At 70.8% G+C, this 16,545-nt stretch carries 10 protein-coding genes, 1 tRNA gene and 3 pseudogenes; 9 read left to right on the plus strand and 5 right to left on the minus strand.

The window, feature by feature from the left end; translation table 11 throughout:
- Positions 1-168 precede the first annotated feature (168 nt).
- The 3 genes and pseudogenes from C1A33_RS09445 to C1A33_RS09450 all read left to right on the plus strand — a co-directional run bounded on the left by C1A33_RS09445 (position 169) and on the right by C1A33_RS09450 (position 3,898).
- Positions 169-1,407, plus strand: a complete 1,239-nt coding sequence (locus tag C1A33_RS09445; protein WP_101831167.1) for a PP2C family protein-serine/threonine phosphatase — start codon at positions 169-171, stop codon at positions 1,405-1,407.
- Positions 1,408-1,992: 585 nt separating this feature from the next.
- Positions 1,993-2,069: transfer RNA gene (locus C1A33_RS34735), tRNA-Ser, on the plus strand.
- A 240-nt stretch (positions 2,070-2,309) separates the two neighbouring features.
- Positions 2,310-3,898 (plus strand): annotated as a pseudogene (locus C1A33_RS09450) (MFS transporter).
- Between the two features lie 442 nt (positions 3,899-4,340).
- Here C1A33_RS09450 and C1A33_RS09455 read toward each other — a convergent pair.
- Complete coding sequence (locus tag C1A33_RS09455) at positions 4,341-4,955, minus strand: TetR/AcrR family transcriptional regulator (protein ID WP_101831139.1); 615 nt, start codon at positions 4,953-4,955, stop codon at positions 4,341-4,343.
- Between the two features lie 229 nt (positions 4,956-5,184).
- Between C1A33_RS09455 and C1A33_RS09460 the strand changes: the two are divergent.
- A pseudogene (locus C1A33_RS09460) lies at positions 5,185-5,742 on the plus strand (FAD-dependent monooxygenase); the annotation flags it as partial.
- Positions 5,743-6,094: 352 nt separating this feature from the next.
- Entirely contained in the window at positions 6,095-7,435 is a 1,341-nt protein-coding gene (locus tag C1A33_RS09465; RefSeq protein WP_101831141.1) for a wax ester/triacylglycerol synthase domain-containing protein, read from the plus strand.
- 49 nt (positions 7,436-7,484) lie between these two features.
- Here C1A33_RS09465 and C1A33_RS09470 read toward each other — a convergent pair.
- Together C1A33_RS09470 and C1A33_RS09475 are read right to left on the minus strand one after the other, a co-directional pair.
- Positions 7,485-8,660: pseudogene (locus C1A33_RS09470) on the minus strand (RNA-guided endonuclease InsQ/TnpB family protein); the annotation flags it as partial.
- Between the two features lie 123 nt (positions 8,661-8,783).
- Positions 8,784-9,635, minus strand: coding sequence for a polysaccharide deacetylase family protein (locus C1A33_RS09475; protein ID WP_165818306.1), 852 nt, complete (start codon positions 9,633-9,635; stop codon positions 8,784-8,786).
- Between the two features lie 242 nt (positions 9,636-9,877).
- On the opposite strand from C1A33_RS09475, the gene C1A33_RS09480 reads away from it, so the two are divergent.
- Both C1A33_RS09480 and C1A33_RS09485 read left to right on the plus strand, forming a co-directional pair.
- A complete protein-coding gene (locus tag C1A33_RS09480) occupies positions 9,878-11,188 on the plus strand; it encodes a YncE family protein (protein WP_101831142.1) in 1,311 nt (436 codons plus the stop codon).
- Between the two features lie 349 nt (positions 11,189-11,537).
- A complete protein-coding gene (locus C1A33_RS09485) occupies positions 11,538-11,996 on the plus strand; it encodes a hypothetical protein (RefSeq protein WP_133150622.1) in 459 nt (152 codons plus the stop codon).
- Positions 11,997-12,464: 468 nt separating this feature from the next.
- On the opposite strand, the gene hypB is transcribed toward C1A33_RS09485, so the two are convergent.
- Positions 12,465-13,223: a hydrogenase nickel incorporation protein HypB gene (hypB, locus tag C1A33_RS09490; RefSeq protein ID WP_101831144.1), complete on the minus strand. Its 759-nt coding sequence runs from the start codon at positions 13,221-13,223 to the stop codon at positions 12,465-12,467.
- A 1-nt stretch (position 13,224) separates the two neighbouring features.
- Positions 13,225-13,581, minus strand: coding sequence for a hydrogenase maturation nickel metallochaperone HypA (locus C1A33_RS09495; RefSeq protein WP_101831145.1), 357 nt, complete (start codon positions 13,579-13,581; stop codon positions 13,225-13,227).
- A gap of 184 nt (positions 13,582-13,765) precedes the next feature.
- On the opposite strand from C1A33_RS09495, the gene C1A33_RS09500 reads away from it, so the two are divergent.
- Positions 13,766-14,737: a hydrogenase small subunit gene (locus tag C1A33_RS09500; RefSeq protein ID WP_101831146.1), complete on the plus strand. Its 972-nt coding sequence runs from the start codon at positions 13,766-13,768 to the stop codon at positions 14,735-14,737.
- Positions 14,738-14,884: 147 nt separating this feature from the next.
- Positions 14,885-16,492, plus strand: a complete 1,608-nt coding sequence (locus tag C1A33_RS09505; protein WP_101831147.1) for a nickel-dependent hydrogenase large subunit — start codon at positions 14,885-14,887, stop codon at positions 16,490-16,492.
- Positions 16,493-16,545 lie beyond the last annotated feature (53 nt).

Genomic DNA, 16,545 nt, shown 5'->3' on the forward strand with positions numbered 1-16,545 from the left:
CTTCGCAAGGTTAGGGGTTAAGGGTTCGAATCCGCCGTCACCTTTAGGGTCTTCATTATCCTCCTCCCCGTCGATCAAGGGTGAAAGCGGGGTGTCGACGTGACCGGTTGACGCCGCCCGGGGAGGCTCGCACAGGTATGAACGGCCGGGCAGGGGAGAGGGGTGGCCATGGCGGCAGACGAACGGAAATCCCGCAAGATCATGGTGGATCGGTCGGAGGGGTTCGGTGAGCGCCTGCTGGGTGTGCTGCTGGATCGCGCTCACGAGATGCCGCCGCAGCTGATCGCCCCACTGGTGGCGGAGGAGGTGAGGAGGATCGGTGGGCGGGACATCTCGATCCTTCTGCAGGACTATGAGCAGCTGGTGCTGACGCCGCTGCCGGGTAGGAGCCTCACGGTCGGGAAGCCCGAGCCGATCGACGACTCCCCGGCCGGCACGGCATTCCTCCGTGCGAAGACAGTCGAACAGCCGCAAGCTGACGGCATAAGGATTTTCCTGCCGCTGCTGGACGGTAGCGACCAGGTGGGGGTGCTGGCACTCACCCTCGACACCGTCGATGATGATGACCGGCGGTTGCTGCGACGACTCGCCGGCCTTGTCGCCGACATGCTGGTCACCAAGAGCAGCTACACCGACCAGTTCTTCCAGGCCCGGCGCCGCAAAACGATGAGCGTGGCCGCGGAAATCCAATGGTCCCTGCTGCCCCCGCTGACCATGATCACCCCCCAGGTCTCGGTAGCCGGCATCCTCGAACCCGCCTACGACATCGCAGGCGACAGCTTCGACTACGCCCTCAACGACGACATCCTGCACCTGGCAGTCATCGACGCGATGGGTCACGGCCTGGACGCCGCCGCGCTGGCAACGGTCGCGATCGGCGCCTACCGACACGCCAGACGTGCCGACATCGGGCTCGCCGAGCTGTACATGTTCATGGACACGGCCATCCACAGGCAGTTCGGACCCGACCACTTCGTCACCGCACAGATGATGCGTCTGGATATCGGAACAGGTCACCTGCAATGGGTCAATGCAGGCCACCCGGCAGCGCTACTGATCCGCGACCACCGGGTTATCCAGGCACTGGAGAGCCCGGGAACCCTGCCAGTCGGCTTCGGTGGTGACGTACCGCAGGTCAGTAAGCAGACGCTCTGGCGCGGCGATCGGGTTCTATTCTTCACCGACGGCCTCATCGAGGAGCACGAAAAGGGCGGAGAACAGTTCGGCGAGGAACGTCTGATCAATTTCGTTGAGAATATCCAGGGTGAAGGCGTGCGGGAGGTGGTCCGAGATCTGTCCCATGCGCTGATGCGAGAACGGCGCGGAATCACGACCGACGACGCGACTCTCTTCCTGGTCGAGTGGCGCGGGGGCACCGCCGACCATCTCGCCAGCCTAGATGTGTAACCAGAACGAGGCTGGTGACGCCCGATCGTCCCAGGTTCCGTTTCGTCCGCGCGGGTCCGCTGCCGTCCGCGGGGATGGGGGCGTGTCCGACGCGTGAAGCGAACGGCGACGGAGCGTGGCAGACGCGCCACCATGGCACGGAAAAGCAGACGGTCGGAGCCCGAGTCTCCGCGCCAGTTGACCCGCCGGCCATGCCATTCGCGTGCCAGCAGCAACGGTCAGCATCTGGAAAGACCGGTGGTCCACGGAGGGCACAGGACCGCCGTCGACCTGGGCAGGGCCCCGTCCCCGCCCTGACCAGCGCCGCAAGCCGCACAGGTTTCCCAAGCTCGTGATGCGCGCAGACCCGTGCTCGCGTACAGCCATCCGTACAGACGAGCCCTCGAACACCGGCAGACGTCAGCGGACGAGGGCGGAACTGGGCAGGCGGCCGACCAGGCTGTACGAATATCAGCGGACGTCCGCGGACGAACGCGCCGATCTTGTAATCGGGCGGTCGGAGGTCCCGCCAGATGTAGCTACCGCTGTAGCAACAGCCACGGACGCCGGCGGACGGAGACGGACGTCGGCGGACAGCGCGAACAGGGCGAGCCCCCGGGACACCTGGTGCTTTCCGTGCCTTCTAAGCACCAGGTCGCAGGTTCGATCCCTGCCGGGCGCCTGTGCAGTGGCGAGGTCACGGAGCGGCGTGCTCAGGCTCTCGGCACGCTCGTAACGTGAGCGCGGACGCCGCCAGCTATGGCCACATCATGCAGGCCCGTGACCACCCGCTCGTCCAGACCGGGTCTCTCTGGAGAGATCCCGCTTCCGTGGACAGCGCGGGAAAGCGCTTCCGCTAGAATCTTCCTGGTGTCGCGTGCCGCCGACGCGGAGAAAGTCGGTGGTTGGAGGCACCAGAAAAATTGGATCCCCCCGTGAATCCAACGATTTCCACCGCTCCCCGCGCCGGCCGTCGGGAATGGATCGGCCTGGCGGTGCTCGCGCTTCCCACCCTCCTCATTGCGCTGAACAACTCGGTGCTGCATCTGGCGCTCCCCCACCTGAGCGCGGATCTCAGGCCCAGCAGCGCGCAGCTTCTGTGGATCATGGATATCTACGGCTTCCTGATCGCCGGATCACTGATCACCCTGGGCGCCCGGGGCGACCGGATCGGCCGCCGCAGACTACTGATCATCGGTGCGGCCGCCTTCGGCGCGGCCTCCGTGCTCGCGTCCTTCTCCACCAGCCCCACGAGCCTGATTCTGGCCCGCGCGGCGCTCGGACTGGCGGGCGGCGCGCTGATGCCGTCCACGCTCTCGCTGATCAGCACGATGTTCCAGGACCCCCGCCAGCGCACTGTCGCCATCGGCGCCTGGATGACCTGCTTCTCCGTGGGCTCGACCCTCGGCCCGCTCTTCGGGGGGCTGCTGCTGGAGCATTTCTGGTGGGGATCGGTCTTCCTGCTCTCTGTGCCCGTGATGCTGCTGCTACTGATCACAGGCCCGATCCTGCTACCCGAGGCCCGCGACCCCGACCCGGGCCCGCTGGACCTGATCAGCGCGGCCATGACCCTGGCCACCATCCTCCTGATCGTCTACGGCCTCAAGCGGCTGGCGGAGAACGGCGTCGACGGCGAGGCCATCCTGATCACGGCGGCCGGCCTTGCCCTCGCCGTGGCCTTCGCCGTCCGGCAGCGACGTCTGGCCGTTCCGTTCCTGGACCACGGGCTGTTCACCAAGCCCGCGTTCAGCGCCTCGCTGGGGACGATGACCCTGAGCATTCTCGCCATGGCGGGGACCCAGCTCTTCATCACCCAGTACCTGCAGCTCGTGGAAGGGCTGACACCGTTCGTGGCCGGGCTGTGGATGATCCCCGGCGCTGCCGGCCTGATCCTCGGGACCAACCTGGGCCCGGCACTGGCCCGCCGGGTGCGTCCGGCGACCATCGTAGGGACCGGGCTGCTGGTCGCCGCCGCCGGCTACGGGCTCCTGACCCAACTGCCGACATCCTCCGGCCTGGCGGTACTGATGATCGCAACGTTCGCCATCGGCGTCGGGCTCGGCCCCATGATGACGTTGAGCACCGATCTGATCGTGAACTCCGCCCCGCCCGAGAAGGCCGGCTCAGCGTCCGCCACGTCCGAGACCGGCGGTGAACTCGGCATGGCCCTGGGCATCGCCGTCATCGGCAGCGTCGGCAACGCCGTCTACCGTTCCGACATGAGCGGCGCTGTCCCACCGGGCACCCGGCCGAAGCCGCCGAGGGCGCACGGAACACCCTCGGCGGCGCCGTGGACCTCACCGACCGGCTGTCCGGCCAGATCGGCGCGGACCTGCTCGCGACTGCCCGCGACGCCTTCACCCATGCCCTGCACGTCAACGCGGCGATCAGCGGCAGCATCATGGCCGCCGTCGCGATCCTCACCATGGTGGTACAACGACACGTCCGCCCCCACGTCACAGTCGACGCCGAGCCTCCGACGGTGGCCGACCGGACCGGCTCGGCGGTCTGACCACAGCCCCGCGCGCCGGACGCGGCGGCGGGAGACCGCTCAGTGCTCCAGTGGAGCGGCGACGTCCTCCAGCGAGCTTTGAGCGGCTTCCGAGGAGCGCTCTCCATCCTCCTGCGATGAAGACTCTCTTCCTCGCGGCGGGTAGCCCGGCAACCGCCTTCGGCCTCGCTCCCCTGGCGCTGGCCGCCCGGGCGGCCAGCGCCAGGCCTGTCTTCCGCACATGGGGTTTTGATGCGACGACCAGCCGCCCGACGCAGCCGCGGCGCCCGCCAGGGCGAACGTTGAGTGCGTTCTCCCTACGAGACCGCGGCAGGACAGAGGTGTTGATATCAGCCCGTAGGGTGGCCAGGCGACGACAAGATTGATCTCCACTGTTGATCATCTCGATCGGGTAAATGGAGGTGTGCTGGCGCTGCCGGGACACCACGCGTGTTCGGGCGGGTCAGCGACAGACGGCGTTTTCGGCGGTGGTGGCGAGGATGCGGGCGACGTCGTCGACGGGGAGGCCGCGGCCGGTGTAGAGCTGGTCGAAGGCGTCGAAGCTGGTGATCAGGTACAGGATGTGGGCGGCGTCGGCGGCGGACACGTCGGGGCGCAGGAGGTCCTGCTCGGCGAGCCGGCTCGCCAGGTAGGCCATCCCGCCGGCGCGGCGCTGCTCGCCGCGGTGCACCGCGCCGCCCGTGGCGTCCGGGTCGAGGGCGCTGAAGGAGATGAGTGCCCGGTGCACGTCGCGGTCGACGGCGAAGGTCTCGGCGCCGGCGCGGATGCCGAGGCGGAGGTGCTCGCGGGCGTCCGGGTGGGCGACGGCGGCGACGACCCGCTCGAACCCGCCGCGATCCAGCAGGTCCTGGGCAACCGCGTCGAACAGCCCGGCCCGGGAGCCGAAGACCAGGTAGACGGTGGACCGGGCGACCCGGGCCTCGCGCGCGACCTCCTCCACGCTCACCGGCCGCGTCGGCGCGGCGCGCAGCCGGCCGTAGACCGCGTCGAGGATGCGCTGGCGGGTCTGCGCCGCCGACTCCGCGCGCAGCCGCTGCTCGTACCGCCGGGTCGCCATCGTCGGCCATCGTACATTTGAATGACACCCCGTCTCGCTGAAGACAGAGTGACTTGTGAAAGTCAGTATGTCCGACGAAACTTGGCGGGGCTCGCGGAGCGGATCGAGGCGGGCGGCGTCGACGTCGAGTGGCTGATGTGGGCGTGCGCGACCCTCGCCGACGCGGCGGCCGGCACCGCGCTGGCGGTCGGCTACCCGACGCGGGAGCAGAGCACGGTGCTCAAGCCCCACCAGGCCTGCCTGCGTCCCACAGGACCATCTCGAACCGGTCCTGCTGGAGCATCTGCGTTCCCTGCCGGCCGCCGAGGTCCGGCTGGGCACCGAGGTGGTCGACGTCGTCGACGGGCCGGAGTCCGTGCTGATCACGCTGCGCGACACCACGACCGGCGCGACGAGCCTCGTCGAGGCGCGCCACGTCGTGGCCGCCGACGGGGCCCACAGCGCGACCCGGCGGGCCGTGGGCGTCGCGATGCACGGCCCCGACCGGCTCGAGGACGGCGCCAACGTGCTCTTCCACGCACCGCTGTGGGACCTGCTCGGCGAGCACCGCTACGGCATCTACGCCGCCGACGACGGCGAGCATCAGGGGATCTTCCTGCCGGCCGGCACCGGCGACCGGTGGCTGTTCGGGCTCGGAGCCTCCGCCCACCGAGGCGAGGCTGAGCAGTACACCCCACAGGGCCTGACACGGCTCCTGCGCGCCTGCTCCGGCGTCGCCGACCTGCCCGTGCGGCTGGAGCGGTTCGGGACGTTGGAGCACCGGCTCCACCATTCCGCCGCGGCCTGAGCCGCCCGGAGCGCCTCCGGACACCCGCGCCGCGCCCCGGCGCGGATCCTGGCCGTGGCCCTCGCCGGAATCGCGGGCAAAAGCCGGCCGGTCGGGATCCTGACCCCCGCATGGTTCGGCTCGGTCGCCGGTGTAGTTTCGCCTCGCGCCGCATTGCCCACCACGGCACGGCGCTCCGCGCATAACCGGACTTTCTGATAATTCAGGAGCCCGGTGTGACCTGCGCGCGACACCTCGTCGAGAGAATTCCGGGAAAGGTGCTGTGATACGCTCTTCTTCGGGTCGGATCGCTCCGGGTCCGGAAAGCCGCGATGCGGATGGCGGCGACGTTCCCGTTCAGCCGCTCACGCCGATGGACGCGCTTCTTCTCGGATACCAGCAGGCATTTCCGGCGGCGCCGTTCGCGGTCGGTTTCCTGCTGGACGCCGACGGAACCGTGCCGTGCGTCCAGGACCTGCGGGCGCTCGTCGCGGACCGCGCCCGCGACCATCCCCCGCTGACGCATCGCCTCGCCTCGGGCAGGTGGGGCCGGCCGTACTGGGTGGTCGACGCCGACTTCAGCGTGGACCGGCACGTGCACGAGCGCCGACTCCCGGCGGGATCGGGGCTCGCCGGCCTGCGTAGGGCGGTGGAACGGCTGTCCGCGGCCGAGATCCCCCTGAACGCTCCGCCGTGGCAGCTCTGGCTGCTCCACGGCCACCGCCCCGGCGGCATCACGCTGCTGTTGCGCGCCAGCCACGTGTGGATGGACGGGACGGCCCTGAACCTGCTGCTGGGCAGGATGTTCGGCCTGCCCGGCCGGCAGCCGGAGCCCATGCCCGCGCGGCGCGTGGTACCAGAGCGGCGGCCCGGCCCCCGAGCCGTCGGCAGGGCCGCCGCGCACACGCTCGGCTGGTGTACCCGGACGACCACGATCGGTTCGCTGACGGCGACCCCCACGGGACGTCCGCGGCACACCTGGCTGGACGTGGACCTGGGTTGGCTGCGGGCGATCAGCCGCGCCTACGAGGTGACCGTGAACGACATCTTCCTCGCCGCGCTCACCGGCGCCCTGCGTGCCTGGTCACCCGCTGGCACCCCTGGACGCGGCCGGCGCGGGGAGCATCGCGGGCAGCTGTACGCCGCGATGCCGGTCAGCACCCGCACGGCAGCCGAGCGGGAGCTCGGTGGTAACCGCCTGACCACCGTGCGCCTCGCGCTGCCGCATGGGGAGCCCTCCGCACGCCGGCGGGTGGAGGCCATCCGCCGGCAGACCGACCGGCACAAGCGGCGCGGAACGCCGGGCGTCGCGGAGCGCCTGTTTCTGTGGGCCACCCCGGCGCCGTTGCGGCCGGCCGTGATGTCCGCGGAGATCATGTCGCGCGTCTTCGCGCTGACCGCGTCCAACCCACGCGGTTTGGTCGGCCCGATGGCTGTTCTCGGCCGGCCGGTCACCGCCGCTGTGCCCCTGCCCGCGCTGCCCGGCAACCAGCGCATGGCGGTCATGCTCGGTGGCCTGGACGGACGAGCCTGTATCGGATTCACGATGGACGGGTCGGTCCGGGACTGCGAGCGGGTGCCGGAACTCGTCGACGCCGAGTTGCGGGTGCTTGCGACGGAGGCAGGTCTCGGCCACGGCCCGACTCCGACCGAGATCGGGACCGGGACCACACTGTCGGCCCCGCGGCGCCCGCTCGCCACGACCGGTGGTTGACGTCCTCCCCCCTGAAAGCGGGGGGATTCCAACTCCTACACACCCACCAGGGGGGTGCGCAGTGTTGAGGTTCGCGGTTCACGGGCACCGGCAACCCGGCGCCTCCCCGCGCAGTCACCGCACGTCCTGCGGCGATATTGCATGCTGCGTTCACGTCCGCGTTGGCCGTGTGCCCGCAGGTGACACACCGGAACCGAGATTGGCTCTCTCTCGACTCCGACGCCACATGCCCGCAGGCCGAACAACGCTGACTCGTAAAAGCGGCCGGGATCTTCTCGACCCGGCCGGGGGCTTTCTGCTCCAGACGGGCGACGAGCTGTCCCCAGCCGTTGGCGAGGATGCCCCGGTTCAGCCCGGCTTTCTGCCGCACGTTCCGGCCCGGCGCTTCGACGGTGCCCCGCGCGGAGCGGGTCATCTGGCCGATACGCAGGTCTTCGACGCGGATCAGGTCGTACCGGCGGGCGAGATTGGTGGAGGTCTTCTCCACCCAGTCTTTCCGCCGGTCGGATTCCCGGGCCTTCACTCGCGCGATCCGGGCTTTCAGCCGGCCGCGCCGGTTGCTGCCCCGCTTGGCCCGCGCGAGCCGCTGTTGCAGCCGTCGCAGCCGCACAACCTCGACAGGTCGCAGCCCGGGGCATCGCAGCAGCTCACCCGTACTGAGTGCCGCCGACGCGGACACACCCCGGTCGACGCCGACGACCTCACCCGTGCCCGGCGCGCGGATCGGTTCGGGTACGGCGGCGAACGCAACATGCCAGCGGCCCGCCCGATCACGAGTCACCCGGTAGGAGCGCGCGTCCGGAACCGTCCGGCTGCGGCGGAATCGTACCCAGCCTACTTTCGGGATTCGTACCTCGGACCAGCGGCGGTTGATCTGCCGCACATTCGAGGGCTTCACCGCGACGATCCGGAAACCATCGCCTCGGCCGCGTTTCCGGAAGCCAGGTTTCCGGTGGGAGCCGCGGAAGAAGTTGGCCATGGCGGTGGAGAAGTCCCGCAACGCCTGCTGCTGCACGACGATGCTGCCCGCAGCGAGCCAGTCGAAGGCGCGGCGGGCTTCGGTCAACTGCCGGTTCTGCTCCGCATAGCCAGGTGCCGGTCCGCGGCGCGGGTTCCACCAGGATTGCTGTTCCACGGCGAGGTTCCACGCGTACCGTGCGTGCCCGCAATGCTCGGCCATCACCATCGCCTGATCTGCGGTCGGGTAAAGCCGGTAGCGGGGCATGCGCTCATTCTACAAAAGGGATATCCACCTGTGGCCAACAATAGGCGCCGTTTCCTCCCCGGCCTGAAGGCCGGGGCATCCACGGCGCAAGTCCGGTGACCTCGGGAACCCTTCTATTAGCGCTCAGGTGAGAAGGGTGTGCAGCGACACCGGGGTGAGGCCGGCGGTGCGCAGGTTGGCGACGATGCGGGGGAACGCGCTCACGGTGCCCGGGTAGCCGAAGTGCATGCTGACGATCGAGCCCGGCTGGACGCCGGCCCGGACCCGCGCGACGACCGCGTCGGCGCCGGGTGAGGTGTAGTCGAGCGGGTCGACGTCGAAGTCGACGACGGTGCGATAGCCGGCCGCGCCCGCCTCGGTGAGGATCAGCGGGGTCGCGGTGCTCGTACCGGACGGCCGGAAGTACCTACCCTGGGTCGGGGCCAGCCGGGCGAGGACGTCCCGACAGGCCGTGATCTCGGTGGCGACGGCGGGCGCCGGGAGCGCGGTCAGCGTCGGGTGGGTGTAGGTGTGGTTGGCGAGCTCGTTGCCGGGGGCGAGGATCGTCGGGACGAGGTCGCGGTACTCGTCCAGCCACTGCCCGACGGCGAACACGGTGATCGGCGCGGCGAGCCGGGCGGCGTCACCGAGCAGCTGGCGGGCGAGGTCCAGATCCTGCCCGGCCTCGTGCGGTCCCAGATGGAAGGTGAGCGCGACCCGCGCCCGGTCCCGCGGGCCGTGCGCGACCGCCGTCGCGGGGCCGCCGGGCAGCAGCTGCGGGCCGTCGGGTGCCAGGCTGGCCGCGACGGCTCCCCGGGGCGGCGACGCGGCGGGCGTGCCGGCCGCCGGCGCGGCGTGGGCGGGCGCGGAGGGCGTCGACGAGGCGTCCGGGCCTGATCCGGCCGCGCAGGCCGCGAGCCCGGCCGCCGCCGCGGCGACCGGCGCGGCGGTGAGGAACCGGCGACGGGACAGATCGACGGGGCTGTCGTCACTCACGCCCGGCCCCCGATGCGCTCGCTCATCACGTCGGCTCCCTCCGGGACAGCTGGCTGTCCGCCGCCCAGTATCTCGACCGCCCGCGGATGCGCGCGCCGGGCCCGGCAGCCCAACCGTACGGGCGCCCGTGCCGCCCCACCGCGGGCACCGACTCACGGAGATGCCGACTCGCGGAGATGCCGACTCGCGGAGACGTAGTACCCGGTGCGGTCGGAACCGGCAGGCGTGGTTACTCTTCCTCCGTGTCGGACAGGGCATCGTCCCGAACTCATCGGGCGGCGGGCACCTCCCGCCGCGGCCTGCTACTGGCCGGCGCCGCGGTGGTCGTCATCGCCGGCGTCGCCATCTGGTTCATCGCGGCGGGCGGCACCGGGTCGAATGCCGGACCGGTGCCGGCGGCGGCCGGGGGTGCTCCGGTCGCCGCGTCGATCCGGTCGGCGAGTCCCCAGGCCGACGCCGCGGCCGTGGGGCCGGAGCCGGGCGGTGACGTCTACGCGCACGCCCACGCCGGGATGCTCAGCCCGGTCGTCCGCGACGATCCGGCGCTCGTCTACGTGCCGAACCTGGGCGACGGCACGGTCACGGTGATCGACCAGCGAACCCTGCGGGTGGTGGGGTCCTTCGCGACCGGACGGGAGCCGCAGCACGTGGTCCCCTCCTGGGATCTGCGGACCTTGTGGGTGAACAACAACAGGGGCAACAGCCTGTCCCCGATCGATCCGCGCACCGGCCGCCTCGCCGGACCGGCGGTGCCGGTCGCGGACCCGTACAACCTCTACTTCACGCCGGACGGCGCGTACGCGATGGTCATCGCGGAGGCGAACCACGACATCGACTTCCGCGACCCGCACACGATGGCCCTGCGCCACAGCCTGGACGTGGGCACGGCGTGCGCCGGCGTCAACCACGTCGACTTCTCCGTCGACGGCTCCTATGCGATCGCGACGTGCGAGTTCGCCGGCCGCCTCGTCAAGATCGACGTCCGGAAGCAGACCGTGCTCGGATACCTCGACCTCGGGCGTGACGCAGCCCCGCAGGACATCAAGATCGATCCAGCGGGCAAGGTCTGGTACGTCGCTGACATGAACGCCGACGGCGTCCACCTCATCGACGGCGACCGCTTCGTCAAGGTCGGCTTCGTCCGGACCGGTCCCGAGACACACGGCCTGTACCCCAGTCGGGACGGGCGGTTCCTCTACGTGGCGAACCGCGGCGGCGAGATGGCGTCGATGTCGCCGCCTTTCCCCCATCACGGCGACCAGGGCTCGGTCTCCGTCATCTCCTTCGCCACCCGCGCGGTCGTCGCGAACTGGCCGATCCCCGGCGGCGGGACGCCGGACATGGGCAACGTCAGCGCCGATGGCAGCCGGCTGTGGCTGTCAGGCCGACGCAGCAACGTCGTGTACGTGTTCGACACGGGCGGCCCGGATGGCACCGATCCCGCCGCCGGGCACCTGCTGACCAGGATCCCCGTGGGCCGCGAGCCGCACGGCCTCACCGTCTGGCCGCAGCCCGGCCGCTACTCCCTCGGCCACACCGGCATCATGCGCTGACGGGCGCCGGCCCCCGCCGCCCGCTGCCCGTCCTTGACGCCGTCCCGTCGAACGTCCGGGTGGACACGAGACCCCGGCGCCGCATCGACGGCGAGCGGTGCGACGGCGTGAGCGCAACAGAGTACGGCACGAGCCCGTGTCGGCGCCCGATCGCCCGGGGTCATGTCGCTGCCAAAGTGGCAGGTCAAGCACGCCGGCACACCCGTTGTGCAAAGATAGGCCGGCATGTCACCCGGAAGCCACCGGAAAGTGCTATTCGGTTGCTTTGCCGGACCTTAGGCGTTTTGCTCTGAGACGCCAAGGACAGACCCGCAAGATTGGTCGTACCCGGACAAAAAGGGAGGCCGCCTTGTCGTCTCGATGGAGCGCGAGGAGACGTGCGCGGAGATCACACCCCGGCGTCCCCACCCTGGAGGCGACACGCACCCCGTCGCCGCTGGTGCCCGCCGCGGTGTCCTGCCGCCGCCCGCCGATCCGGCGCATCGAGGTGGACGGCGACTGGCGCCGCTGCGGCGCGGGTGAGGGTGGCTGCGGCGTTCTCCTCCCGCTCAGCCAGCTCGTCTGCCCGCGCTGTGGACAGACGAACCGGGAGGACCTGCTGCCGCTGAACATCCGCCGCCTGCTCCCCACCCACGACGCGTACGACCACGCCGTGGCGGTACTGCGCGGCACCTGGGCCGAGGCCGCCATGCCCACGTGGACCGGCGGACCCGAGACGCTCGCCATCACCGCAGGGGCCTCCGGTGAGACCGAGCCGGTTGGCGGCGCACCGACCGGCCTCCCGTTGGCCGCCCCCTCGGCCGACTGAGCCGACTAAGCCGACCAGGCCGACCAGGCCGCGTCCTGGGTTGTGACCATCCCGGCCGCGGGAGCCGGGCCCGCCCAGGAAATCCCCGCCGCGTCGCCCGCGACGGCGACCGCGAGGTGCGTCAGCAGGTCGCGTTCGGCGGGTACGGCGGGCAGGGCGGTGGCGGCGGCGGACAGCCGGCGCCGGTGGTGAGAAAACCGACCGCGGCGACCGTGGCGACCGCGAGCATGACGCGGCCGCGCCGCGCGGGCGGCGCAACGGATGAATTTCTGACAGGTGGGCGCATTGTTGTTTGACCTTCCCGACGTTCCGCCATCCCGATCGGATTTTTTGTATCGGATCGATCAGCAATAGCGAAAGCGACGCGCCGGGGGGCGTCGACAATCATGAAAATCTCGCCACAACAGTGTTCCGGGTAAGGAGGAACATCGACCCACGGTCCACGCCAGGCCGACCAGAGGCCCGGAATCAGCCCACTTCCGTCGACGGACCAAGGCCCTGGGAAGACTGGACAAGCCAGTCGCACCAGGCATCCACACCCGCGCCGGTCCGGGAACTGAGCATCCGCACGCCCACTCCTGGATGGACGGCGTCGAGATTGCGCCGGAACGCCGGCAGATCAAAATCGAGGTACGGCAGCAGGTCAATCTTGTTGACCAGGACGAGATCGACCGCCCGGAACATTACCGGATATTTGAGCGGCTTCTCCTCCCCCTCGGTGACCGAGAAGACCATGACCCGCCGGTCCTCGCCGACGGCGAACTCGGCCGGGCACACCAGGTTCCCGACGTTCTCGATGAGGACCAGGTCGAGATCGGCGAGCGGCAGCCGGGGCAGCGCCGAGGCGATCATCGGCGCGTCCAGGTGGCACTCGCCGCCGAAGCCGTTGCCCGTGTTCACCAGGCTGATCGACGCGCCGAGCCCCGCGAGCCGGTCGGCGTCGAGGCTGGTCTCGATGTCCCCTTCGATGACGCCGATCCGACGGCGCGGCGCCAGCCGGCGCAGCGTCTCGACGAGCAGGGTGGTCTTGCCGGCGCCGGGCCCCGACATCAGGTTGACGACGGTGACACCGGCCGCGTCGAACGCGTCCCGGTTCGCCCGGGCGGCACGCTCGTTCTCGCCGAGGATCCGCTCCAGTACCTCGACCCGCTCGGTGGCGGTTCCGTACCGCGAGTGATCCGGGTGCGGATGGTCGTGATCGGTCCCGTGGGCGTGGAATCGGCCCATCTCATGCCTCCACCGGCTCCGTCGCCACCTCGAACGAGACGACGAGGAACTCCTCGCCGCTGACCAGCTCCACATCGGCCCCGCCGCAGCCGGCGCAGCGCAGCACCGGCCGGTCGAGCTCGCTGTGGGTCCCACACGCGCGGCAGCGCACGACCGCGGGCACGCTCTGGACCTCCAGCACCGACCCGGCCAGCGGATCGACCGAGTCGTCCTGCATCAGGCGCCAGCAGTAGGCGAGGGTGTCGGGCACCACCTGGCGCAGGGCGCCGACCCGCAGCCGCACCCGGATCACCCGTCTGCCGGCGGCATGCCGGCGCACGATGTCCGCGACCGAGCGGCACAGCGACAGCTCGTGCATCGCCGTTGCACCTCCCGCTCCCGCCGACAGCGGACCCACTGTCACCGCCGCCGGCGGCCAGCGGCAAACGTCACCCCGCGTAGGTGGCAGCCTCCGCACACGGCCCATCGGTGACGGCGCCGTGGCGACATAGCGTCGCCGCCATCGGCCGGCAGACGTCGGGCCATCCGAGGAAGGACCATCGATGTCATCCGTGCTCTGGTTGCAGGGCGGGGCGTGCGGCGGCAACACGATGTCGTTCCTGAACGCCGCGGAGCCCACCGTCATCGACCTGATCAGCGACTTCGGTCTGGACCTCGTCTGGCATCCGTCGCTGAGCCCGCAGGAGGGCGCGCAGGCCCGCGCCCTGCTCCAGGACTGCGCCCAGGGCACCCGGCCCGTCGACATCCTCGTCTTCGAGGGCTCGGTCATCCGCGGCCCGGACGGGCGGGGGACGTTCAACGAGTTCGCCGGGCGGCCGATGCAGGACTGGCTGCGCGACCTGACCGCCCAGGCGCAGGTGGTGGTGGCGCTCGGGGACTGCGCCGCCTGGGGCGGCCTGCCGGCGACCGAGCCGAACCCGACGGACTCGACCGGCCTGCAGTTCCACCGGCGCGTCCCGGGCGGCTTCCTCGGTTCGGGGTTCCGGTCGCGCTCGGGCCTGCCCGTCGTCAACGTGCCGGGCTGCCCGGCCCATCCGGACTGGATCACCCAGATCCTGGTGGCGCTGGCCACTGGCCGAGCCGCCGACATCGAGCTCGACGACCTGCACCGGCCGAAGACGTTCTTCACCTCGTTCACCCACACCGGTTGCAGCCGCAACCAGTACTTCGAGTACAAGCAGTCGACGCTGTCCTTCGGGGACGGGACACGGCAGGGCTGCCTGTTCTACGAGTTCGGCTGCCGCGGGCCGATGACGCACTCCCCCTGCAACCGGATCCTGTGGAACCGGCAGTCGTCGAAGACGCGGGCCGGCATGCCGTGCATCGGCTGCACCGAACCCGAGTTCCCGTTCTTCGATCTCGCCCCGGGCACGGTGTTCCGCACCCAGAAGGTCGCCGGGGTGATCCCGCGGGAGGTGCCCGAGGGCAGCGGCCACGCCACCTACCTGGCCCAGGCCGCCGCCTCCCGGGTCGCGGCCCCGCCGTGGTCGAAGAAGGACATGTTCGTCGTCTGATCCGGACGACGACCCGCGTCCACCACACGGCCGGCACAGCGCGACCGGCACCGCACGGCACGACCGGCACAGCACCACTGGCACAGCACGACTGGCACAGCACGACTGGCACAGCCGCGAGAAACGACAGGGAGAGGTGCGCGGGCGATGACGACCGTCGATCTCAACGTCAGCCCGATGGGGCGGGTGGAGGGCGACCTCGACGTCCGGGTCACGATCGACGACGGAGTGGTCAGCTCGGCCTGGACCTCGGCGGCGATGTTCCGCGGCCTCGAGATCATCCTGCGGGGCAAGGACCCGCAGGCCGGCCTGATCGTCACCCCGCGGATCTGCGGGATCTGCGGCGGCAGCCACCTGTACAAGGCGGCGTACGCGCTCGACGTCGCCTGGCACACCGAGCTGCCCCCGGGCGCGACGCTGGTCCGCAACATCGCGCAGGCCTGCGAGACGCTGCAGAGCATCCCGCGCGGCTTCTACGCGCTGTTCGCCATCGACCTCACCCACCGCCGCCATGCCGCAAGCCCTCTGTACGAGGAGGCGGTGCGGCGGTTCACCCCGTTCACCGGTTCCAGCTACGGCCCGGGGGTGGTGTTGTCCGCGGCGCCGGTGGAGATCTACGCGATCTTCGGCGGCCAGTGGCCGCACTCGAGCTTCATGGTGCCCGGCGGCGTGATCGGCGCGCCGACACTCGCGGACGTGACCAGGGCGACCGCGATCCTCGAGCACTGGCGCTCGGAGTGGCTGGAGAAGCGCTGGCTCGGCTGCTCGGTGGACCGCTGGCTGGCCAACCGCAGCTGGGCGGACGTGCTCGCCTGGATCTACGAGAACGAGTCCCAGCACGACAGCGACTGCGGCTTCTTCCTGCGCTACTGCCTCGACGTCGGTCTGGACCGCTATGGCCAGGGCACCGGCGACTACCTGGCGTCCGGCACGTACTTCGACCCGGAGCTCTACGCCCGGCCGACGATCGAGGGGCGCGGCGCGGCGCTCATCAGCCGCTCCGGCGTGTACGCGGACGGCGCGTATCACCCGTTCGACCAGGCCAGGGTCCGCGAGGACGTCACCCACTCGTACTACCGGGGCAGCGCCGCGCACCATCCGTTCGAGGGCGAGACGGATCCGATCGATCCCGAGCGGGGCCGGGAGGCGGGCAAGTACAGCTGGGCGAAGTCGCCCCGCTACGACGTTCCCGACCTGGGCGTGCGCCCGCTGGAGGCTGGCCCGCTGGCCCGCCGTGTCGCCGCCGCCGCGCCGGACGCCGCCGCCCATCAGGACCACGACCCGCTGTTCGGGGACATCCTCGCGACGATCGGACCGTCGGTGATGGTCCGCGTCCTCGCCCGGATGCACGAGGCGGCCCGCACCTACCGCTGGGTCCGCGGCTGGCTCGACCAGCTTGACCTGCACGCGCCGTTCCACGTTCCGGCGCCCGAGCTCGCCGACGGCCGCGGTTTCGGCGCGACGGAGGCGGCCCGCGGGTCGCTCGCGGACTGGATCGTCCTGGAGCGCGGCAGGATCGCGAACTACCAGGTCATCACGCCCACCGCCTGGAACATCGGCCCCCGTGACGGGGACGGGACCCCCGGCCCGATCGAGGCCGCCCTCGTCGGCACCCCGGTCGCCGATCCCAGCGACCCGGTCGAGCTCGGCCATGTGGCCCGCAGCTTCGACTCCTGCCTGGTCTGCACCGTGCACGCCTTCGACGGCCGCACCGGCCGCGAACTGAGCCGCTTCACCCTGGGCGAGTCCGCTTGACCCGGGAACCGGCACGGACGCGGGCGGGGGTCCCCTCTTCGGCGGCCCCGTCT

Origin of the sequence: Frankia canadensis (genome assembly GCF_900197875.1) — a bacterium.
Lineage (GTDB): Bacteria > Actinomycetota > Actinomycetes > Frankiales > Frankiaceae > Frankia > Frankia canadensis.